The sequence below is a fragment of the Microbacterium sp. PRF11 genome, assembly GCF_031844085.1.
In the GTDB taxonomy this organism is placed as follows: Bacteria; Actinomycetota; Actinomycetes; order Actinomycetales; family Microbacteriaceae; genus Microbacterium.
In genome coordinates, this window is record NZ_JAUZUP010000006.1 from 99,290 (window position 1) to 119,304 (window position 20,015).

A 20,015-nucleotide genomic window follows, 5' to 3' on the forward strand; every position below is an offset into this window, starting at 1 on the left:
AGGAGAGAGACAATGACACGGCACACGCCCCGCACCTGGCTCGCCGCCGGCGCACTTCTCGCGACCGGAGCCCTCACGCTCACCGCGTGCGGCTCCGGGTTCAACGACACTCCCGGCGAAGGCCAGGCCTCCGGCAGCGGGAAGCTCAGCATCCTCATCGGCTCCTCGGGCGACGCCGAGACGAAGGCCGTCACCGACGCGGTCGCCGCGTGGAGTGAGCAGTCCGGCGTCTCGGCCGAGGTCCAGACCGCCAACGACCTGCCGCAGCAGTTGTCGCAGGGTTTCGCCGCCGGCTCACCGCCCGACCTGTTCTACCTGGCGCCCGAGGCCCTCGCCGGTTACGCCGCGAACGGCTCGATCGCCGCCTACGGTGACGACCTCCAGAACAAGGACGACTTCTACCCCTCGCTCGTCGACAACTTCACCGTGGACGGCACTTTCTACTGCGCCCCCAAGGACTTCTCGACGCTCGCGCTGATCATCAACACCGACCTGTGGACTGCGGCGGGGCTCACGGATGCCGACATCCCCACGACGTGGGACCAGTTGGCATCCGTCGCCCAGCGCTTGACGACGGACGGCCGGGTGGGTCTGGCCTTCGGCGCCGAGTACCAGCGCGTGGGCGCCTTCATGGCCCAGGCGGGAGGCGGACTCGTCACCGACGGCAAGGCCACGGCCGACAGCTCCGCCAACGTCGAGGCCCTGAACTACGTCAAGACCCACCTGAACGACGGCACCTTCGCCTTCGCGTCCGATGTGGGCGCGGGCTGGGGCGGCGAGGCGTTCGGCACCCAGAAGGCCGCGATGACCATCGAGGGCAACTGGATCACCGGCGCGATGTCGGCCGACTACCCGAGCGTGACGTACAAAGTCGCCGAGCTCCCCGCGGGCCCCGGCGGCAAGGGCACCCTGCAGTTCACGAACTGCTGGGGCATGGCCGCCGACAGCGGCAACCAGGAGCAGGCCCGCTCGCTCGTGGAGTTCCTGACGAGCACCGACCAGCAGCTGGCGTTCTCGAAGGCCTTCGGCCCGATGCCGTCGATCCAGTCGGCCGCCGACGCGTGGAGCAGCGCGAACCCCGACCTCACGGCGTTCCTCTCCGGCGCCGAGTACGCGCAGTTCCCGCCGAACATGGCGGGCGCCGCCGACGTCATCACCGACTTCAACGCTCAGCTCGAGTCGCTGAAGACCGGCGACCCGCAGGCGCTGCTGAAGACGGCGCAGTCCAACCTCGAGGCCATCACCAAGTAGCCATGAGCGCTCTCACCTCAGCGCCTCGCCGCGCCGGGTCCCCCTCCACGGGGATCCGGCGCGGCGAGGCCGCCGCCGGCTGGCTCTTCACCGCCCCCGTGCTGGTCATCCTGGGCGTGTTCCTGCTCGTCCCCGTGCTGATGGCGCTGTGGGTGAGCTTCTCCGACTGGACCGGGCGCGGAAGCCCCTTCTCGTCGAACGTCGGCTTCGTCGGTCTCGACAACTACGCCGCCGTCACCTCCGGCGGAGGTCTCGCCGAGCGCGACTTCGGCACCGCTCTGCGCAACAACGCCTGGTACGTGCTGCTCGTCGTGCCGCTGCAGACGGCACTGTCGCTGTTCCTCGCCGTGCTCGTCAACCGCGCGGTCCTGCGCGGCCGCGGGCTGTTCCGCACCGCCTTCTACTTCCCCTCGGTCACGAGCTCGGTGGCGATCACCGTGCTGTGGCTCTTCCTCTTCTCGGCATCCGGTGCCGTCAACGAGGTGCTGTCGTGGTTCGGCGTCAACGGCCCGAACTGGTTCAGCGACCCCTCCGGGGTCGTGCACAACCTGCTGGCCGCCGTCGGCGTCACGAGCGGGCCGGCCTTCCTCACCGGCAACACCCTGCTCGGCGTCTCGTGGTGGGACTGGCTGGCCGGGCCCTCGGTCGCCATGTCGGCGTTCATCCTCATGGCCGTGTTCACCACGTCGGGAACGTTCATGCTTCTGTTCATCGCGGGCCTGCAGAACATCGGCGGCGACGTGCAGGAGGCCGCGATGATGGACGGCGCGAACGGCTGGCAGCGCTTCTGGCGCGTGACCCTGCCGCAGCTCAAGCCCGTGCTCTTCACGGTGCTCACCCTCGGCCTCATCGGCACCTGGCAGGTGTTCGACCAGATCTACACCGGCACGCAGGGCGGGCCCGGCAAGACGACGCTCACCCCGGCGTACCTCAGCTACTCCTCGGCGTTCCTGTCGCAGCAGTGGGGCCAGGGTGCGGCGATCGCCTTCGTCCTGTTCGTCATCATCGTCGCCCTGACGATCCTCCAGCGCTTCGTGCTGCGGGACCGCCCGGTCTCGCGCCGCCGCATCCGTCAGTACGAGGTTGCCGCGCAGAAGGGAGGGAAGCGATGACCGCCACCGCATCCCCGCAGACCACGGTGCTCGCCGAGCAACGATTCGGCGGCCCCGAGAAGCCGACGAAGCACCGCATGTCGCGGAAGGCGCTGGGCTGGCAGATCGGGCTCTACGGCCTGCTCATCATCCTCGCGCTGATCTACATCTATCCCTTCCTCGTGCAGGTGGCGACGTCGTTCAAGACGGATGCCGCGGCCGCCGCCGACCCGATCTCGCTCGTGCCGCAGCCCCTGTCGCTGGCCGCGTACGAGAGGCTCTTCCTCAACTCGGACTTCCCCGTCTGGTTCGCCAACTCGGCGGTCGTGACGGTGTTCGTCACGGTGGGTCGCGTCTTCTTCGCCTCGCTCGCCGGCTACGCCCTGGCGCGGCTGAACTTCCGTGGGCGCGGGGTCATCTTCGCGGCGCTCGTCGCGGTCATGGCGGTCCCCACCGTCGTGCTGCTGATCCCGAAGTTCCTCGTCATCAACCAGCTCGGCATCTACGACTCCTACGCCGGCATGATCCTGCCGCTCCTCGTGGATGCCGCGGGCGTGTTCATCATGAAGAACTTCTTCGAGTCGATCCCGCCCTCGGTCGAGGAGCAGGCGCGCATCGACGGCGCGAGCACGTTCCGCATCTTCTGGTCGGTCGTGCTGCCGATGGCGCGCCCCGCGCTCATCACGATCGTCATCCTGTCGTTCCAGGGATCGTGGAACGAGCTGAGCCACTTCGTCATCTCGACGCAGTCGCCCGAGCTGACCACCCTCACCAAGGGCGTCGCCTCGCTCGCCAGCGGTCAGCTCAGCCAGGGCAGCCAATTCCCCCTCAAACTCGCGGCCGCGGCCATCATGACGATCCCCGTCGCCGTGATGTTCTTCATCTTCCAGCGCCGCATCATGAACGCCAGCGAAGGAGCCGTCAAAGAATGACCACCGCCCCCACGACCTCGGCCGCCGGGACGGCGGTCGACACCGTCGCCCTGCAGCCGCTGCTGAACGACGCCCTCATCGTGCTGCGCGCCCCGACGCAGGTCTGGTCCGACACGACCGGCGACATGGGCTCCGCGGCCGTGCACGGGATTTATCACGGCGATGTGCGGCACGTCCGCGCCCTGACCGCCTCCTGCGACGAGTCCCCGATCGAGTGGATCTCGACCGCGCCCGACGGCGCCTCGCGCGCGGTGTTCGGCGGTCTGCTGCGCGGCGTCGACGACACCACCCCCGACCCGAAGGTGCGACTGCTGCGCGACCGCCGCGTGGCCGACGCCGTGGTCAGCGAGTCGTGGACGCTGCACTCGCGGGTCGACCACCCGATCCGCACCACGCTGCGCCTACGCCTGTCCGCCGAGTTCGCGCAGCTGCACGAGGTGAAGTCCGGTCACGCCGTCGCCCGCCCCGCGCAGACCCGGATCGACGGAGAGAGGATCCGTGTGGATGCCGGCGCCCAGGGCCTCGACCTCGTCGCCCCCGGGGCGCGCGTGGCATCCGGATCAGACGAGATCGAGGCCGCATGGGAGATCGAGCTCTCCCCCTTCGGGGAGGCCGAGGTGGGCTGGACGATCGAGCTGCGCGACGACACCCTCGTCGTCGGCTCCGCCATGGCCCCCGCGCGGTGGGACGCGGCGACCGTCGCCGCGGGCGCCCCCGACCCGCGTCTCGCGCGCTGGTTGCGGACCGCCCTCGACGACCTCGACGCCCTCCGGCTCGTGCTCCCCGAACACCCCGACGACGAGTTCTTCGCCGCGGGGGCGCCGTGGTTCTTCACTCTCTTCGGTCGCGACTCGCTCTGGGCGGCGCGGCTCGTGCTTCCGCTGGACCGCGAGATCGCGGCATCCACTCTGCGCGTGCTCGCGCGCCTGCAGGGCACCGACGACGACGCGCAGACCGCGCAGGAGCCGGGCAAGATCCTGCACGAGCTGCGGGCCTCGGCCCTCGAGATACCGGGCGAGGGCATCGTGCTGCCGCCGAAGTACTACGGCAGCGTGGACTCCACTCCCCTCTGGGTGTGCCTTCTCGCCGACGCCCACCGCGCCGGCATGCCCGACGACGAGGTGCGCGAGATGCTGCCCGCCCTGCGCCGAGCTCTCGGCTGGATCCGCGACCACGGCGACAGCGACGGCGACGGGTTCCTCGACTACATCGACCGTCTCGGGACGGGCCTGTCGAACCAGGGCTGGAAGGATTCGGGCGACTCGATCCAGTGGCGCGACGGCACCCTCGCCGACGGACCCATCGCCCTGTGCGAGGTGCAGGCCTACGCCTACGAGGCCGCTCTCGCCGGCGCCGACCTGCTGGAGCGGTTCGGCGAGGGGGCGGATGCCGAGGAGGCGGCGTTCTGGCGCGGCTGGGCGGCCGACCTCAAGACGCGCTTCGCCGAGACGTACTGGGTCGAGACGCCCGAGGGGCGCTACCCGGCGATCGCGCTCGACCGCGACAAGCGCCCCGTCGACTCCCTCACGAGCAACATCGGGCACCTGATCGGCACCGGTATCCTCTCCGCCGAGGAGGAGGCGCACGTGGCCGCGCTGCTGCGGGGCGAGAGCATGTCGAGCGGGTACGGCATCCGGACCATGTCGACCGGCGCCGCCGGGTACTGGCCGCTGTCGTACCACGGGGGCAGCGTGTGGGTGCACGACACCGCGATCGCCGCGCACGGCATGCTGCGGGCGGGCCTGGCCGACGACGCCCGCGCGGTCGTCGACGGCCTTCTGGATGCCGCCGAGGGCTTCGCGTACCGCGTGCCCGAGCTGCACGCCGGCGACCCGCGGAGTCACTCGTCCGTGCCCACGCCCTACCCCGCCGCGTGCCGCCCCCAGGCGTGGTCGGCTGCCGCCGCGGTGGTGTGCCTGACCGCGCTCACGCCCGGGGCGTGAGCCCGCCGGGCGGCGTCGACCCGAACCGGCGCCGCTCGGCCTCTCGTTGGTTCCGGGCGGGGCGCCGGACGTGGCCCCGGGGCGCCGAGAGTGGCCCCGGGGCCACCCCGCACGCCCCACCGCGCGACCCCGCCCACCCCTTCCACGCTTCCGGGGCGCTAGACGTGCTCCCGGGGCGCGCAACGTGGCCCCGGGGTCACCCCGCACGCCCCACCGCGCGACCCCGCCCACCCCTTCCACGCTTCCGGGGCGCTAGACGTGCTCCCGGGGCGCGCAACGTGGCCCCGGGGCCACCCCGGCGCCGTGCCGGCCTACCCCGCCGCGCACACCGCCGCGCCTCGCGCCACCTCAGGCGACCCGCGCGACCGCCCCGCCGGTCAGCCGCACCAGCTCGTCGAACGTGAGCGGGAACACCGTGTGTGGGGTGCCTCCCGCGGCCCAGATCTCGGGGAAGGCGGCGAGGTCCTCGTCGACGATCGTGGTGAGCGGCTGCGGGTGACCGGTCGGGGCCACTCCCCCGATGGGCTGCCCGGTCGCGGCGAGCACCTGCTCGGGAGTCGCCCGGCGGATGCCGCCGCGCCCGAGTCGCTCGGCCAGCGCCGCCGTGTCGACGCGATGCGCGCCGCTGGTCATCACGAGCAGCGGTTGGTCGTCGCTCCAGAACACGAGGCTGTTCGCGATGGCTCCGACCTCGACCCCCAGAGCGGCGGCGGCGAGGGCCGCCGTGGACGCGGCATCCGGGAGGACGATGATCTCCCCCGTGATCCCGGCAGCCTCGAGCGAGGCGGCGACGAGACGGCTGCGGGCGGGAAGGGCGTCGGTCATAGGCGTCAGCCTAGAACGCCGCCGGCCGCTCCCGGCGTGAGGTCGCACGATCCGCCCGAGGTCACACGTTCCGTACGCGTCGGAAGGCGTGCTCTCGCGCGAGTCGTGTCATCTCGGCGGCCCGGCCACCGGGACGGCCCTCGCGCGCCGGCCGGCGACGGGACAGAATGGATGCCGGATGCCGCAACGCCGCGGCCTCCGGAAAGCGCCGCCCACAAGGCGGCCGACGACAAGGAACGCGATGACCAACGCCCTGCCCCTGCCCGATTTCACGCACGAACGCGTGGAGGTGATCACGGGACGGCGCAGCGGTCTGTTCGTCGCCGTCGCGCTCCACTCCTCCGTGCTCGGCCCCGCTCTCGGCGGCGCACGCCTGTGGACCTACCCGTCGTGGACGGACGCCCTGGGCGATGCCCTCCGGCTGTCCGCGGCCATGACGCTCAAGAACGCCGCCGCCGGCCTCGACGCGGGAGGTGGCAAGTCGGTCATCGGCCTGCCCGAGGGGACCGTGCTCGACGCCGACCGGCGCCGGGCCGCCTTCCTCGACCTCGGTGACGCCGTCGACAGCCTGGGCGGTCTGTACCGCACGGCGGAAGACGTGGGCTCCACCACCGACGACATGCTCGTCGTCAGCGAGCGCACCGCGCACGTCGTGGGCCTGCCCGACACCGTCGGCGGCTCGGGCGAGCCCGCCGGGCCCACCAGCCTGGGCGTCTACGCCTCGCTCGTCGCCACTCTCGAGCGCGCCGTCGGCGGCGGTGACGTCGCCGGACGCCGCATCACGGTCGCCGGGCTCGGCCAGGTCGGCGGCCGGCTGGCGGAGCGCCTCGCGGGCGAGGGTGCGCGGCTGACCGTGACCGACGTCAATCCCGCCAAGCGCGCCCTGGCCGCCGAACTCGGCGCGGCGTGGGTCGAGCCGAGCGAGGCGCACCTGATCCCCGCCGACGTCTTCGTCCCCGCGGGCATCGGCGGCGTGCTCACCGACGAGGTGATCGACGCCCTCGACGCGCGTGCGGTCTGCGGCCCCGCCAACAACCCGCTGGCCGACCGCTCCGGCGCCGAGCGCCTCGCGCAGCGCGGCATCCTGTACGCACCCGACTTCGTCGTCAACGCCGGAGGGGTCATCTACCTCGACCTGGTGGCGAAGCAGCGCGGCAGCCTCGACGAGATCATGGGCCGGGTCGCCGGCATCGGCGACACGATCCGCCGTGTCTTCGACGAGGCCGCGAGCCGTGGCGTGACACCGCTCGCCGCCGCGGAGGGCCTCGCCGCCGAGCGCCTCGCCGCGGGCGCGCAGAGCGACGCCCTGGTCTGAGCCACACAGCGAAAGAGCCGGATGCCGCGTCGTGCGGCATCCGGCTCTGTGTGTCCAGGGGTCAGTGGGCGGCGTCGTAGGCGGCCAGGACCGCGGCGGAGATACGACCGCGGGGGCTGATCGCGTGTCCGTGCCGCTCAGCCCACGCGCGCACGTCGGCGAGGTCACGAGTGGGGGCCGGCCGACCGCGCGACGGCCGCTTCTGCGCACCGGACGCGGAACCGACGAAACGACCCGCGTCGATGAAGGGTTTGAGTGCCGCGCGGAGCTTGTCGGCATTGCGCTCGGAAAGGTCCACTTCGTAGACGCGGCCTTCGAGAGAGAACTGCACCGACTTCCCGTCGTCGAGGACCGTACCGTCGAGATCGTCGATCAATTGCGTGATCTGCTTTTTCGCCATGCGCCGAACCTAAACCGACCGCTACGGCCGCATGCGCCGAAGCGGCATATCTCACCCGCAATCTCGCCCGTCTCTCGGCGCGTCGCGGGTGCATTCACTCGGCGCCCGCCCCGGCGTGCCCGTTCTCGACCGCGACGATTCGATGATCATCGTCGTGCGTGAGTTCTCGGGAGAGGAATTGCTCGTCATCCGGCAGGCGCAGATGGAAAGCGCGGAATGCCGTCATACGCAGACCGCCCTCTTTCACCACCGCGTCGAGAACATGGCCGCCGATCGAGCGGTCCGCACTGAGGAAATGCAGGTGCAGCCCGGCGACGGTCACGCCCTGATAGATCTGGGGCATCCAGAATCCGACGAGAGCGCCGGCGACATCTTCGCTCTCGGTCTCGATCTGTTCGGCGGCGACGTCGGCGAGAGGGCGAAAGGGCGGCTCCTGGCGACGCGTGACCCGGGTGCGGACCCGTTTCAGCACCCCGTCCACGCGTACGGCGTGGAACAGGTTCCGACTGAGGAGCCGCCGCTCGACCTCGCCGCTCAGGGCCGCGAAATCCCCGGCGGCCACCGGCTCGGCCACCGGGTCGCCCAGGGGGCAGACGTCGACGAACGGCAGCGTCTCGTCGTCCGCCATCAGGCGCGGAGGGCCGTCGGCGGTGCACTCGAAGACGCTCCCGTCGATGATGACGACCTCGCCGCCGAGTCCCTCGCAGCATCCGACGCCGAGATCACCGAACGTGCGCACCTCGGCGGCGGAGACGCCTTGCGAATACACGCCGCCGAGAAGGGCGTCGAGGACGGCGAATTGCGTCACCGCCCCCGACGACAATCGTGTTCTCACACGCGGCGATCCGGAAATGGGAAGCGGATCAGGAGTTCGCTTCGGCGTAGGCGTCGAGCACCGTCGCCGGAACGCGACCGCGGTCGCTCACCGTGTGTCCATTGGCGCGCGCCCATTCGCGGACCGCGCCGAGGTCGACATCGTTGCCGCGGCGTGCGGGGCGTCCGCGACGGGCGGTCGAATTGCCGCGCGACACCGAACGCGCCGCGTCGACGAAGGGAGCGATCGCCGAATAGAACTTGTCGGCGTTACGGTCGGAGAGGTCGATCTCATAAGCGCGACCCTCGACGGAGAAAGTGATCTGCTTTCCCTGGCCATCTTCGAGGACCGTGCCGTCGAGATCGTCTACGAGGTGGGTGATGTGCTTCATAGCCATAATGCAAAAACCATACACCTGAATTGTTTGAATTGTCCGATCGCTTTTCTTCTGCTATTGCACGACGGCGGGTCGCGCGTCGAGCGATAGGCGCAGCGCGCGAGAGGGACTATCCTCCGGGGGTGGTGTCCGCTCCTGGGGCGCCACCCGAGACAGAGGAAGCGTCGCGTGAGCCTTTTGCGTACCAAGTCGGTGGAGCAGTCCATCGCCGACACCGATGAGCCGGAGTTCCGACTCAAGAAGTCCCTCAGCGCGGTCGATCTGACCGTGTTCGGTGTGGGCGTCGTGATCGGCGCCGGCATCTTCACCCTGACCGGCCGCGCCGCGCACGACGTCGCCGGCCCGGCCGTGGTCATCAGCTTCATCATCGCCGCGATCGCGTGCGGCCTGGCCGCCATGTGCTACGCCGAGTTCGCCTCGACGGTTCCGGTCTCGGGGTCGGCGTACACCTTCTCCTACGCCTCGCTCGGCGAGCTGTTCGCGTGGATCATCGGCTGGGACCTCATTCTCGAGATGTTCCTCGGCGCGAGCGTCGTGGCACAGGGATGGAGCGCCTACCTGGGCACGTTCCTTCAGCAGATCGGGATCGTCCTGCCCGAGGCCATCTCCTACGGCGGGGCCGTCGACCTCCCGGCGATCCTCCTCGTCCTCGTGCTCGGCGGTCTGATGACGCTCGGCATCAAGGAGTCACTGCGGGTCAACCTCGTGCTCGTCGCGGTGAAGCTGTTCATCGTGCTGTTCGTCATCATCGCCGGCATCATGTTCATCAACCCGGCCAACTACAACCCGTTCGTCCCCGAGTCGGTGCCCACCGAGTCGGCCTCGGGTCTGACGCAGCCGCTGCTGCAGTTCCTCTCCGGCCTCGAACCGGCCACCTTCGGCGTCGGCGGCGTCCTCGCCGGAGCGGCCCTGGTGTTCTTCGCCTACATCGGCTTCGACGTCGTGGCCACCACGGCTGAAGAGACCAAGCGCCCGCAGCGCGACCTGCCGATCGGCATCATCGCCTCGCTGGTGATCTGCACGATCCTCTACTGCGCCGTCGCCGTGGTCGTCACGGGAATGGTCCCCTACTCCGAGCTGAACCCGTCCGCGGCCCTCGCCAACGCCTTCGCCTTCCACGGTCAGACCTGGATGGCCACCGTCATCGCCGCGGGCGCGGTCGCCGGCCTCACCACCGTGGTGCTCACGCTCATGATCGGTGCGACCCGCATCATCTTCGCCATGTCGCGCGACCGTCTGCTCCCCGGCGCTCTCGCCAAGGTGCACCCGCGGTTCCGCACCCCGTGGGTCATCTCCCTCATGGTGACCGGCATCGTCGCCGTCGTGGCCGGTCTCACCCCGATCGGCATCCTGGAAGAGATGGTGAACATCGGCACCCTGTCGGCGTTCGTGCTCGTCTCGATCGGTGTGATCGTCCTGCGCCGCAAGCGTCCCGACCTCAAGCGCGGCTTCCGCGTACCGCTGAGCCCGGTGCTCCCGATCCTCTCGGCGCTGATCTGCACCTACCTGATGCTCAACCTGTCGGTCGAGACGTGGCTGCGGTTCCTCATCTGGCTGGCCCTCGGTTTCGCGATCTACTTCCTGTACTCGCGCAGCCACGCCCGCCTCGGCACGGGCGCCCCGCTCGACCCGACGAAACCGCACGTCGTCGCACCCCCGAAGGACTGACGCGATACGACCCCGGATGCCACGACCCCGCCGTCCCTCGGACGACCGGGGTCGTGGCATCCGTCGTCTGCCGGTGAGCCTCGCGTCGCACCATGAATTCGGATGAATTCCCGCCCCCGGGGCCGGCGGCCGGTCGGCGGGATACGTCGGCGATATCTCCGGCCCCCTAGGGTGAGGACGTTCGACGACGATTCTTCCCGGGGGGTTTCATGGGGATCGCACGCACGTGGGTCTTTCCGATTCTGCGTCTTCTTCTGGTCGCGCTGGTGGCGGCGGCCCTGATCAAGCTGGCGTTCTTCCCGGATCGGCCGGCCGACGCCTCGCCGGCGCAGCCGACCGGAGCGATCGTGGAGCCGCGAGCGGTCGCCGCGCTCGGCACGATCACGAACGACGTCGTGGTCAAGGCCACGGTGACGGCCGACGCCGCGGTGCCGATGAAATCCACCGCCGCCGGCACCGTGAACAAGATCTTCGTCGCTCAGGGCGCCACCGTCGCTCAGGGCGACGTCGTCTTCGACGTCAAAGTGCCCATCGAGCGCGACCCCGCCGACAGCGTCGACGCCGAGGGCAAGCCCAAGCCCGCGATCTTCCGCTACGTCGACGTCACCGCGCCCGCGGCCGGCACGCTGAGCGCGCTGACGGTGATCACCGGGCAGGACGTCACGATCGGCGCCACCGCCGGCGCGGTCGCCCCGCCCACGTTCTCGGTGAGCGGCACCCTGGAGCCGGCGCAGCAGTACCGTCTGCTGAACCGCCCCACCGACGCGTCCGTGACCATCACGGGCGGCCCGGCCGCCTTCAGCTGCGGGAACCTGCGCATCTCCACCCCCCTCGCCGGAAGCACCGGCGGCGACTCCGCCGGGGCCGGCGAGAGCGCCGCGGGGACCGGCACCGCCGGGGCAGCGGCATCCGGCACCACGGCGACGTGCACGGTACCGGGCGACGTCACCGTCTTCTCGGGGCTCGCGGCCGAGATGACCATCGCCGGCGGACGGGCCGAGGGCGTGCTCCTGGTCCCGACGACCGCGGTGCGCGGAGCGGCGCAGAGCGGCACCGTGTGGGTCTCCGGCCCCGACGGCTCCACCACGGAGCGCGCGGTCGCACTCGGACTCACCGACGGGACGCAGGTGCAGATCACCGAGGGCCTCACCGAGGGCGAGGAGATCCTCGAGTTCGCGCCCGGCGCGATGGCGACGGTCGAAGAGGGATGCACCGTGTACCCCGACGGCTCGATGTACTGCGATCCGGCCGCCGTCTCGTGAGCCTGCTCGCGCTGCGCGAGGTCACCCGCACGGTGATCCCGCAGGATCAGCCCGCCCTGACGATCCTGAACGGCGTCGACCTCGTCATCGAACCCGGCGACCACGTCTCGGTCGTGGGACGCTCGGGATCGGGCAAGTCGACGCTGCTGAACATGCTGGGGCTGCTGGACACCCCCACCAGCGGCGAGATCACCTTCGACGACCGCCCGGTGAAGCAGTACTCCGCGGCCCAGCGCGACCGGTTACGGGGGGCTGCGATCGGGTTCGTCTTCCAGCAGTTCAACCTGCTGCCCGGACGCACGGCGCTCGAGAACGTCACCATGCCCCTGCTCTACTCCACCGGGCGCACGTTCTGGAGACGCAAGAAGATCGCCGCCGACATGCTCGCCCTCGTCGGACTCGAGCACCGTCTGAACAGCCTGCCCGACCGCCTGTCGGGCGGAGAGCAGCAGCGCGTCGCGATCGCCCGGTCCCTCGTCCGCGGCCCGCGCCTGATCCTGGCCGACGAGCCGACCGGCGCCCTCGACCTCGACACCGGTCAGAGCGTCATGGAGCTCATCGACGACGTCGCCGAGCGCACGGGAGCCGCCCAGGTGATCATCACGCACGACCCCGCGATCGCCCGCCGCGCGCGTCGGCACTTCCGTCTCGATCGCGGGGTGCTCACCGCCGTCGACGACCCGGCGTTCGAGCCGCTCACCCGCCGCGACCGGAAAGAGATGGCCCCGGCCGCCGAGGATCCGATCGACGACCTCGCCGCTCTGGGTCTCGCGGACGCGCACGGGAGCGACGCCTGATGCGCGCGCTCACCGCCCTCGTCGGCGCTCTCCTCGAGGCGTGGCAGGAGGTCCGCGTCCACCGCACGCGCGTGCTCCTCTCGCTCGTGGGCGTGGCCGTCGCCGTGTGCTCGCTGACCACCGTGGTCGCCCTCGGAGCGATCGTCCAGCAGGCCAACCAGGAGCTCAGCGAGCGGTCCTCGGGACGCCCGGCCACCCTGCACGTCTCGGCGTATCGCACCGACGGCGGCACGGTGGACGCGAAGGCGATGGATGCCGCCTGGTCCGAGGTCCTCGACCGGTACGAGGTGTCGTACGCCACGCGCGTGCAGAACGTGTCGCAGCTCGTCCCGTTCCCCGACGGGGTGGTGCAGGTCGTCGCGCAGGCGGTGGACCAGCCCTACGGCGAGATGCACCGCGTGCAGATGGCCGAGGGCGAGTGGTTCACCGCGCTCGACGCCGCGCAGCTCGCCCCGCGTCTCATCGTCAACAGCGTCTTCTGGGATCGCATGGGCAACCCACCGCTGGCGTCGCATCCGGTGGTGGCCCTCGGCGGCCAGGCCGTGCCGAACGCGGCATCCGGGATCCCCTCGGGCGGCACGACCGCGGTCGTGGTCGGCGTCGTGCCCGCGGCGACATGGGAGACCCAGCCGACCATGTTCATGCTCGCCGACCATCTCGCCGCGATACAGGATGCCGCGACGGGCGAACGCGGCGCCGGTGCCGCCGCCACCGACCCCTACGGACAGGGCGCCCCACCGACGCAGTACGAGATGTGGGTGCCGCCCGAGATCTCGGAGCAGCTGACCGCCGCCGTGAAACGCGATCTCGCCGGCGCCCTCGGCGAGAACGTCTCCGTCGACGCGGCGCGCAACGACTGGGCGACCTACGGCGACGATCCGTTCCTGGTGACCAAGCTGGTCGTGACCGGCATCGCCGTCCTCGTCCTCCTGTTGGGCGCCCTCGGGCTCGTGAACATCGCCCTCGTGACGGTGAAGCAGCGCGTGCGCGAGATCGGCATCCGCCGCAGCTTCGGTGCGACCGCGGGACGGGTGTTCTTCGCCGTGATGATGGAGAGCGTCGTCGCCACCGTCGTGGCCGGCGCCGTCGGGGTGATCGTGTCGATCCTCGTCGTGCAGTCCCCCGCGATGCGCGACCTCGTCGGCCAGGGCATGGTGAGCGATTTCCCGCCCTTCCCGGTCGACGCGGCGATCACCGGCCTCGTCGCCGCCACCGTGGTCGGGGCGATCGCGGGGCTGCTCCCCGCGCTGGTGGCGGTGCGTGTCAAGGTGATCGACGCGATCCGCTATTGAGGACGAGAGAGTCGGCGGCGGGGCTGGGAAGCCCCGGCGCGCGCCGATAGGTTCGAGAGGTGACCGACATTCCTCGTGACGTCCCGCCGCCGTCCGCTCTTCCCGAGGCGGTGGCGCCGCCCGCCTCGAGCGACGCGCTCCCGGCGATGCAGCTGGCGGGGCTGGCGAAGCACTTCGGCCAGAAGGTCGCGGTGGCAGGTCTCGACCTCACCGTCCCGACCGGATCCTTCTACGGACTCGTCGGCCCCAACGGCGCCGGTAAGACGACCACGCTGTCGATGGCGACGGGACTTCTGAGACCGGATGCCGGCACCGCCCGCATCCACGGGGTCGACGTCTGGACCCGACCGGTCGAGGCGAAGAGACTCATCGGCAACCTCGCCGACGGCGTGCGCCTCTTCGACCGGCTCACCGGCGAACAGCTCGTCACCTACACCGGCATGATGTTCGGCCTGCCGCGCGAGGAGGTGAGCACCCGCACCGCGGATCTGCTCCGCATCATGGACCTCACGGAAGCGGCCGGCACGCCCGTCGTCGACTACTCCGCGGGCATGACCAAGAAGGTCGCGCTCGCCTGCGCCCTCGTGCACGCCCCGCGCCTGCTCGTGCTCGACGAGCCGTTCGAGTCGGTCGACCCGGTGTCGGCGGCGAACATCGAGGACATCCTCCGCGGCTACACCGCCTCGGGCGGCACGGTCATCGTCTCGAGCCACTCGATGGACCTGGTGCAGCGCATGTGCGATCACGTCGCCGTCATCGCGCAGGGCCGGCTGCTGGCATCCGGGACCGTCGACGAGGTGCGCGGCACCCAGACCCTCCAGGACCGCTTCGTCGACCTCGTGGGCGGCCGCCACCACGCGGAGGGGCCGCAGTGGTTGCGACAGTCCTGAGGATCCGGTTCCGCGTGCTGAGGAACACCCTGGCGCGGAGCCCCATGCAGATGGTCGGGTTCATCTTCGGCGTGATCGGCGCGCTGTGGATGCTGCTGCTCGTCGGCGTCGGACTGTTCTTCGTCGGCACGCTCGACCTCGACATCGCGCGGTGGGTGATCACCGCCGCCGGTGCGGTGCTGACGCTGGGGTGGGTGGTGGGGCCGATCTTCGCCGCGGGGCTCGACACGACGCTCGACCCCGCGAAGCTCGCCCCCTTTCCGCTAACGACCCGGCAGATGATGCTCGCGATCACCGCCGGCGGGCTCACCGGCGTCCCGGGGATCACCACCGCGGTCGGATCGCTCGCGGTGTTCCTCGTCTGGGCGCGATACCCGGTCGCGGCGGTCGCCGCGCTGGTGTGCGTCCCGCTGGGCGTGCTGACCTGCGTCGTCGCGTCGCGCGCGGTCGCCGCCCTCGCCGGCGGCATCGGAGGAGGGCGACGCACCCGCGAGATCATCGGGCTCGTCGGCTTCGCCCTGCTCATCTTCGCCAGCCCCTTGTTCATCGCGATCACGAATGGTCTCGCCTCGGCGAGCGCCCAGGGCCTCCCCCTGCAGGCCGTCGTCTCGGGTCTGTCGTGGACCCCGGTCGCGGCCGTGTGGGCGGTGCCCGGCGACCTCGCCGCGGGCGCCTGGATCACGGGACTGCTCAAGCTCGTGATCGCGGGCGTCACCCTCGCGGTGCTGTGGGTGCTGTGGCAGCGGAGCCTGTCGGCATCCGTCGTCGGTCCGCCCGCGCGCTCGGCCGCCCGCCGCCGCTCGGGGTCGCTCGGATGGTTCGGCGTCATGCCCTCGACCCCTGTCGGCGCCACGTGGGCGCGGTCGCTCACATCGTGGACGCGCGACTTCCGCTACCTGCGGCAGCTGCTGCTGATCCCCTTCACGCCCGTCCTCGTGCTGATGTACTCGCAGGGCGATCTCGACGGGCCGTTCTTCGCGGCCTCGGGACTGCTGGTCGGCTTCTTCGCCGGCATCCTCGCCTACACCGATGTCTCGTACGACGGCACCGCCTTCGCCACGGTGCTGCAGACGGGGATCCGCGGGCGCGCCGACCGCCTCGGCCGCATGCTGGGCGCGGCGACCGTGAGCGTGCCGCTCTTACTGCTCGCCGACGTCGTGACCCTGGCTGTGGCCGGCCGGTGGGAGCTGCTCCCAGCGGTCGTCGGGGGCTCGCTCGGCCTCACCCTCGTCGGACTCGGTGTCAGCGCCGTGAGCTCGGCGCTGCTCGTCGTCCCCACACCCGCACCGGGTGACTCGCCGTTCAAGCGCGTGCCCGGCTCGACCTTCTCGATGTTCCTGGCGTTCTTCCTGTGCTGGATGCTCGTCGCCGTGCTGGCGCTGCCCGCCGTGATCCCCGCGGTCATCGCCGTCTTCGCGGGAGCCACCGGCGCCGGGTGGGTGGCGCTGGCCATCGGATTGGTGTGGGGTGCGGTCGTCTTCGCAGGCGGCGTGCTGATCGGCGGCGCGCGCTTCGACGCGAGCGCGCCGAGGCTGCTCGCCCAACTGCGGACGTTCCAGGGCGCTTGATTCCGGATGCCGCGGCATCGGAGCGATGTGTATCCTGGCCGCGTGTTCATCCGAGTTGATTTTGACGCGCTCGTCTCGGAAGGTGTGCGCCTGGATGAAGCGTCGGACGACCTCGATGCTCGTGTTCGACAGGTACGCGAACGCGTCGAGGACCTGCTCGCCGCCGGATGGACGGGGGATGCAGCCTCCGCTTTCCGACCGCTCTTCGACGCATGGCTCACTTCTGCAACGGGAAGTACGGAGGAACTCTCCCGCCTGATCGCCGCGTTGCGGGGCGCGACGGCTGATATCGCAGCCGCTGAGCAGGCGAGCAGTGATGCCGCGCGCACCTTGGAATCGAACCTCCCGGTGGGCGGTCAGCGATGAGGCATTCGGTCCATCTGACGCATCTCTCCGAGATCGTCGAGGAGATGACGAGCCTCACAGCCCGCATCACCCAGGCCCTTGAAGATGCGGACGCCGCCTCCCACCGCCTCCACATGACCTGGGAGGGTGACGCGTCGGACGCTCACGCGCTTGCCCACGATGATTGGTCCGGAAACTCACGAGACATGGCCGACGCCCTCGTGGGAATGCGCCGCCTGCTCGACGGCGCGCGAGCGAACTACAGCGCGGCGGTGGATGCCAACTCACGGATGTGGGGGTGACTAATGCTCATCACCGTCGATCCCGACGCCTGGTACACCGCGTCAACGGAGTTCGGCGCCAACGTCGCCCGGACGCTCAGCGACGCCGAATCTGCTCTCGGCTCCACCCTCGCTGACTCGGGACGCATCGCGGGAAATGACCCCTCTGGCGCGGCGTGGGCGGAGGCGTACGATCAGACCGCTCCCGCCGTCGCTCAGGCAATCAACGACGCGGTGGCTGCCGCCCTCACGGTCGGCGGGTTGCTCAGGCAGACAGGCCTGAATCACGCGTCCGCGGACGCGGACTCGACCGTGCTCGGCGCTTTGCCTCAAGTGCCGATTGCGGTCGATACGCCGGCGTTCGGTGTCTGCGCTTCCGTTCCCAGCGTCGCGGGGGGCTCGCTCGGCCCGCCGAACGGCTGGATAGATGTTCAGAAGTACGTCGCGGTCATCTGGCCGGACGGTGACCCGACGAAGCTGCGCGCCCTCGCGGCCGCGTGGAGGGACTGCGCCGCAAAGCTGGAGAGCGCCTGGCCCTCGATATCCTCTGCGCTCACCTCACTTGCGAACGAGGAGTCGCCCGAAGTGGACGCCGCCCGAGGTGTCTGCATCACGGTGGGTGATTCGCTTACCGACATCGCTGCGCAGGCGAGGGCCATCGCGGACTCTGCCGAAACTCTCGCTCAACACATCGATGAAGCGCAGAACGAGCTGCGCAAGCAGGTCGCCCTCCTCCTCGCGGAAACCGCAGCCATCGAAGCGGTCGCCTTGGCTGCTGGCGCGGCTACGGAGGGAGCAGGCCTCCTGGTTGGACACGGCGTCGCCGTCTTCAACGCCAGCAAGTACACGGTGCGCTTCGTTCACATCATCGTGCGACTCGTCGAAGGTGCGAAGACCGCCGCCGCCGGTCTCACCTGGCGCACCCTCGACGCAACGAGCGATGGACTCCGCGCTGTCGCCGCGCGCACCCCGTCCGTCGCAGCCACCGCCAGCGTGACCGGGGCAGCAGACAGGCTCACGGCGCTGGCGAACAAGCTCGCTAACTCCCCTTGGCCCTACGGCCCCTCGCCTCGGGGGTTCACCATCGAAGCCCGCCTCGGCGGCAACCTCCCCGCTTCCTTCCCCACCATCGACCGTTTCGACCGCCTCACGGGTGTCGCCACGAGTATCAAAAGCGTTGACCTGGGCGCGGCGACATATCAATCGGACAAAGCCCTGACCAGGTTGCTCACGGGCTACATCGACAAAACCGCGGGCTTTATGGGCGCAGCGTGGGGCGGTGAAAGAATCATCGCTCGCGATGTCGCGGAACGAGTTCTCCACGTGGCAGTTCCTCGGGGGGCCACCGAGGCGCAATCCACGGTGCTGGCCTCTATGGCTCAGTACGCTGAACAGAACGGTGTCAAGCTGATTGTGGAGGTCGTCCGATGAGTGACCGTTTAGTGAGTGTGGAGCAGCAGCGAGACGGTCGCGTGTTCGTGGTCACCTATTCGAGAACTGTGGATGGGCATCGGCTCATCGACGGTGTGCCTTCGGTGGTCACTGACGTTTCCGACGCCATGCTGCTCGGTGAAGCCGTCGTTGCGGGATTGCAGCGCTCCTCCGAAGGTAAGCTCCCCGCACGCGATACCCGCGAGTTCCCCCCTGACGCCGATTTCCTCGCCTGGGTGGGCGCCCCCTCCTTCGCCCACTATGCGAAGGGGGTGAAAAGTGTCAGCGTCTGGGCGGCGAATGGTCAAGGTGAGAACCTCACTTCGGTTGAGGTCACCCCGGAGGCCAATGGTGGCCCCCGAAAGGGCTTCACGCCCATCGACGGCGAAGTGGCGGCACTGCACTCACCGAGCGCCATGGAGCTCGGTCAAGCGGTCCAAGCCGCTCTTTCCACGGCCACTGCGTGACGTGGGACGGGGCGTGACCGACCGCTCGATGTCGCTCCCTCGGCGCGGTGGCCTGTTCGGCCTGCTTCTTGAGCACCTGAGACATCTCCCTCGGCGGCGGGAATTCCAAGACACCTGACCAGCGGATGCCGCGCGCCGGCGGCGGCCGCTCAGTCGTAGGGGTAGTCGAAGACGAACCCCGGGACCGCCGCGGGGTCGAGCACGAGCACCTGTCCGGGCTGGATGGCCGTGCTGCCCGGGATGCCGTTCAGCGTGGTGAGCGAGAGACCGTTCCAGATGCAGAACCGGTCGCCGATCGCCACGGGACTGTCGCCCGGGGCGACCGTGTAGGTCGCGATCCGCCCGTCGTCGGCGAAAGCGGGGGCTCCCGCCGCGAACTCCCTGACCCCCGTGTCGACGAGCTTCCCGAAGAGGCTCGCGGTGATGGGCTCCCCGTTCTGGCTGCCCATATGGATGTAGGCGGATTCCGCGCAGTCACCGAACCCTCCACCGGGGATGAACGTGCCGTTGCCGACATCGACGTAGCCCTCTGGCGGGCCGTACGGGTCAGAGACGGGGGCGGATGCCGAGGGCGTCGCGGGCACGTCGACGCTCGATCTGAGCGAGGCGGTGAGACCGCCCGCGACGGAGGCGACCGCGCTCAGCGGGGCGGAGGCCGGCACCGTCATGACTGCCAACCCCACCATCACGGCACCGCACACGAGGCCGACGATGACCTTGGCCGACGGCTTCATGGTGTCGAGCATGGCAGTCAGGAGGTGCGCACACAACGCACGGGAACCATGCCGCCCTTGCTCGCGGCAGCGTCGACGCCGCAGGGCGTTCGGGGCTGCACGGCTCGCCAGGGTCGACCGTCAAACACAGAAGAAGCCCCCGTCGAACGGGAGCTTCTTCATACTTTGGTGGACCTGAGGGGATTCGAACCCCTGACCTCCTCGATGCGAACGAGGCGCGCTACCAACTGCGCCACAGGCCCGGAAACCTCGTCAACACTATCACGGCCCGAGCGCGCCCCTGACCACGGCGGGCCGCGCGACGTACCGATA

20 protein-coding genes and 1 tRNA gene are annotated in these 20,015 nt (G+C 70.2%); 15 read left to right on the plus strand and 6 right to left on the minus strand.

Annotated elements, in window-relative coordinates:
• Positions 1-12: 12 nt before the first annotated feature.
• The 4 genes from Q9R20_RS15425 to Q9R20_RS15440 all read left to right on the plus strand — a co-directional run bounded on the left by Q9R20_RS15425 (position 13) and on the right by Q9R20_RS15440 (position 5,217).
• Entirely contained in the window at positions 13-1,251 is a 1,239-nt protein-coding gene (locus tag Q9R20_RS15425) for an extracellular solute-binding protein (protein WP_311250166.1), read from the plus strand.
• A gap of 2 nt (positions 1,252-1,253) precedes the next feature.
• Positions 1,254-2,363, plus strand: coding sequence for a sugar ABC transporter permease (locus tag Q9R20_RS15430; RefSeq protein ID WP_311250167.1), 1,110 nt, complete (start codon positions 1,254-1,256; stop codon positions 2,361-2,363).
• A 77-nt stretch (positions 2,364-2,440) separates the two neighbouring features.
• On the plus strand, positions 2,441-3,274 hold the full coding sequence (locus tag Q9R20_RS15435) for a carbohydrate ABC transporter permease (RefSeq protein WP_311250212.1): 834 nt from the start codon (positions 2,441-2,443) through the stop codon (positions 3,272-3,274).
• Positions 3,271-5,217 carry a glycogen debranching N-terminal domain-containing protein gene (locus Q9R20_RS15440; protein WP_311250168.1) on the plus strand — a complete coding sequence of 649 codons (1,947 nt, stop codon included), beginning with the start codon at positions 3,271-3,273 and terminating at the stop codon, positions 5,215-5,217. The genes Q9R20_RS15435 and Q9R20_RS15440 overlap by 4 nt, the downstream gene beginning before the upstream one ends.
• 348 nt (positions 5,218-5,565) lie before the next feature.
• Here the strand turns inward: Q9R20_RS15440 and Q9R20_RS15445 are convergent, their stop codons facing one another.
• On the minus strand, positions 5,566-6,042 hold the full coding sequence (locus Q9R20_RS15445; protein WP_311250169.1) for a YbaK/EbsC family protein: 477 nt from the start codon (positions 6,040-6,042) through the stop codon (positions 5,566-5,568).
• Between the two features lie 241 nt (positions 6,043-6,283).
• Here Q9R20_RS15445 and Q9R20_RS15450 point away from each other — a divergent pair, with 241 nt between their 5' ends.
• Positions 6,284-7,357, plus strand: a complete 1,074-nt coding sequence (locus Q9R20_RS15450; protein ID WP_311250170.1) for a Glu/Leu/Phe/Val dehydrogenase dimerization domain-containing protein — start codon at positions 6,284-6,286, stop codon at positions 7,355-7,357.
• Positions 7,358-7,418: 61 nt separating this feature from the next.
• On the opposite strand, the gene Q9R20_RS15455 is transcribed toward Q9R20_RS15450, so the two are convergent.
• From Q9R20_RS15455 to Q9R20_RS15465, 3 genes are all read right to left on the minus strand, one after another.
• Entirely contained in the window at positions 7,419-7,757 is a 339-nt protein-coding gene (locus Q9R20_RS15455) for an Lsr2 family protein (protein ID WP_311250171.1), read from the minus strand.
• A 94-nt stretch (positions 7,758-7,851) separates the two neighbouring features.
• On the minus strand, positions 7,852-8,565 hold the full coding sequence (locus Q9R20_RS15460; protein WP_311250172.1) for an acetolactate decarboxylase: 714 nt from the start codon (positions 8,563-8,565) through the stop codon (positions 7,852-7,854).
• Positions 8,566-8,620: 55 nt separating this feature from the next.
• The gene (locus Q9R20_RS15465; protein WP_311250173.1) at positions 8,621-8,986 is read right to left on the minus strand and encodes an Lsr2 family protein; all 366 of its coding nucleotides are present in this window, start codon (positions 8,984-8,986) and stop codon (positions 8,621-8,623) included.
• A 150-nt stretch (positions 8,987-9,136) separates the two neighbouring features.
• Between Q9R20_RS15465 and Q9R20_RS15470 the strand changes: the two genes are divergently transcribed.
• From Q9R20_RS15470 to Q9R20_RS15515, 10 genes are all read left to right on the plus strand, one after another.
• Positions 9,137-10,636, plus strand: coding sequence for an amino acid permease (locus tag Q9R20_RS15470; protein WP_311250174.1), 1,500 nt, complete (start codon positions 9,137-9,139; stop codon positions 10,634-10,636).
• Positions 10,637-10,845: 209 nt separating this feature from the next.
• Positions 10,846-11,898: a hypothetical protein gene (locus Q9R20_RS15475; RefSeq protein WP_311250175.1), complete on the plus strand. Its 1,053-nt coding sequence runs from the start codon at positions 10,846-10,848 to the stop codon at positions 11,896-11,898.
• A complete protein-coding gene (locus tag Q9R20_RS15480; RefSeq protein ID WP_311250176.1) occupies positions 11,895-12,695 on the plus strand; it encodes an ABC transporter ATP-binding protein in 801 nt (266 codons plus the stop codon). The genes Q9R20_RS15475 and Q9R20_RS15480 overlap by 4 nt, the downstream gene beginning before the upstream one ends.
• Positions 12,695-13,987 carry an ABC transporter permease gene (locus Q9R20_RS15485; protein ID WP_311250177.1) on the plus strand — a complete coding sequence of 431 codons (1,293 nt, stop codon included), beginning with the start codon at positions 12,695-12,697 and terminating at the stop codon, positions 13,985-13,987. The genes Q9R20_RS15480 and Q9R20_RS15485 overlap by 1 nt, the downstream gene beginning before the upstream one ends.
• A gap of 146 nt (positions 13,988-14,133) precedes the next feature.
• Positions 14,134-14,877, plus strand: a complete 744-nt coding sequence (locus Q9R20_RS15490) for an ABC transporter ATP-binding protein (RefSeq protein WP_295838548.1) — start codon at positions 14,134-14,136, stop codon at positions 14,875-14,877.
• A 14-nt stretch (positions 14,878-14,891) separates the two neighbouring features.
• Positions 14,892-16,445, plus strand: coding sequence for a hypothetical protein (locus Q9R20_RS15495; protein ID WP_311250178.1), 1,554 nt, complete (start codon positions 14,892-14,894; stop codon positions 16,443-16,445).
• A 42-nt stretch (positions 16,446-16,487) separates the two neighbouring features.
• Positions 16,488-16,811 carry a WXG100 family type VII secretion target gene (locus Q9R20_RS15500; RefSeq protein WP_311250179.1) on the plus strand — a complete coding sequence of 108 codons (324 nt, stop codon included), beginning with the start codon at positions 16,488-16,490 and terminating at the stop codon, positions 16,809-16,811.
• A gap of 44 nt (positions 16,812-16,855) precedes the next feature.
• Positions 16,856-17,092 (plus strand): WXG100 family type VII secretion target, encoded by a 237-nt coding sequence (locus tag Q9R20_RS15505; protein ID WP_311250213.1) that lies wholly within the window; start codon positions 16,856-16,858, stop codon positions 17,090-17,092.
• A 3-nt stretch (positions 17,093-17,095) separates the two neighbouring features.
• Positions 17,096-18,502, plus strand: coding sequence for a hypothetical protein (locus Q9R20_RS15510; RefSeq protein WP_311250180.1), 1,407 nt, complete (start codon positions 17,096-17,098; stop codon positions 18,500-18,502).
• Positions 18,503-18,543: 41 nt separating this feature from the next.
• A complete protein-coding gene (locus tag Q9R20_RS15515) occupies positions 18,544-18,969 on the plus strand; it encodes a hypothetical protein (protein ID WP_311250181.1) in 426 nt (141 codons plus the stop codon).
• A gap of 149 nt (positions 18,970-19,118) precedes the next feature.
• Here the strand turns inward: Q9R20_RS15515 and Q9R20_RS15520 are convergent, their stop codons facing one another.
• Both Q9R20_RS15520 and Q9R20_RS15525 read right to left on the minus strand, forming a co-directional pair.
• Complete coding sequence (locus tag Q9R20_RS15520; protein ID WP_311250182.1) at positions 19,119-19,715, minus strand: LysM domain-containing protein; 597 nt, start codon at positions 19,713-19,715, stop codon at positions 19,119-19,121.
• Between the two features lie 154 nt (positions 19,716-19,869).
• Positions 19,870-19,945 (minus strand) — tRNA-Ala (locus Q9R20_RS15525).
• Positions 19,946-20,015: the final 70 nt, after the last annotated feature.

Excerpts from the sequence above, each read along its gene's own strand:
- Q9R20_RS15485 (WP_311250177.1), top strand. The coding sequence starts at position 12,695 with ATGCGCGCGCTCACCGCCCTCGTCGGCGCTCTCCTCGAGGCGTGGCAG.
- Q9R20_RS15455 (WP_311250171.1), bottom strand. The coding sequence starts at position 7,757 with ATGGCGAAAAAGCAGATCACGCAATTGATCGACGATCTCGACGGTACG.
- Q9R20_RS15425 (WP_311250166.1), top strand. The coding sequence starts at position 13 with ATGACACGGCACACGCCCCGCACCTGGCTCGCCGCCGGCGCACTTCTC.
- Q9R20_RS15475 (WP_311250175.1), top strand. The coding sequence starts at position 10,846 with ATGGGGATCGCACGCACGTGGGTCTTTCCGATTCTGCGTCTTCTTCTG.
- Q9R20_RS15520 (WP_311250182.1), bottom strand. The coding sequence starts at position 19,715 with ATGCTCGACACCATGAAGCCGTCGGCCAAGGTCATCGTCGGCCTCGTG.
- Q9R20_RS15440 (WP_311250168.1), top strand. The coding sequence starts at position 3,271 with ATGACCACCGCCCCCACGACCTCGGCCGCCGGGACGGCGGTCGACACC.
- Q9R20_RS15430 (WP_311250167.1), top strand. The coding sequence starts at position 1,254 with ATGAGCGCTCTCACCTCAGCGCCTCGCCGCGCCGGGTCCCCCTCCACG.
- Q9R20_RS15490 (WP_295838548.1), top strand. The coding sequence starts at position 14,134 with ATGCAGCTGGCGGGGCTGGCGAAGCACTTCGGCCAGAAGGTCGCGGTG.
- Q9R20_RS15510 (WP_311250180.1), top strand. The coding sequence starts at position 17,096 with ATGCTCATCACCGTCGATCCCGACGCCTGGTACACCGCGTCAACGGAG.
- Q9R20_RS15445 (WP_311250169.1), bottom strand. The coding sequence starts at position 6,042 with ATGACCGACGCCCTTCCCGCCCGCAGCCGTCTCGTCGCCGCCTCGCTC.
- Q9R20_RS15450 (WP_311250170.1), top strand. The coding sequence starts at position 6,284 with ATGACCAACGCCCTGCCCCTGCCCGATTTCACGCACGAACGCGTGGAG.
- Q9R20_RS15505 (WP_311250213.1), top strand. The coding sequence starts at position 16,856 with ATGACGAGCCTCACAGCCCGCATCACCCAGGCCCTTGAAGATGCGGAC.
- Q9R20_RS15435 (WP_311250212.1), top strand. The coding sequence starts at position 2,441 with ATGTCGCGGAAGGCGCTGGGCTGGCAGATCGGGCTCTACGGCCTGCTC.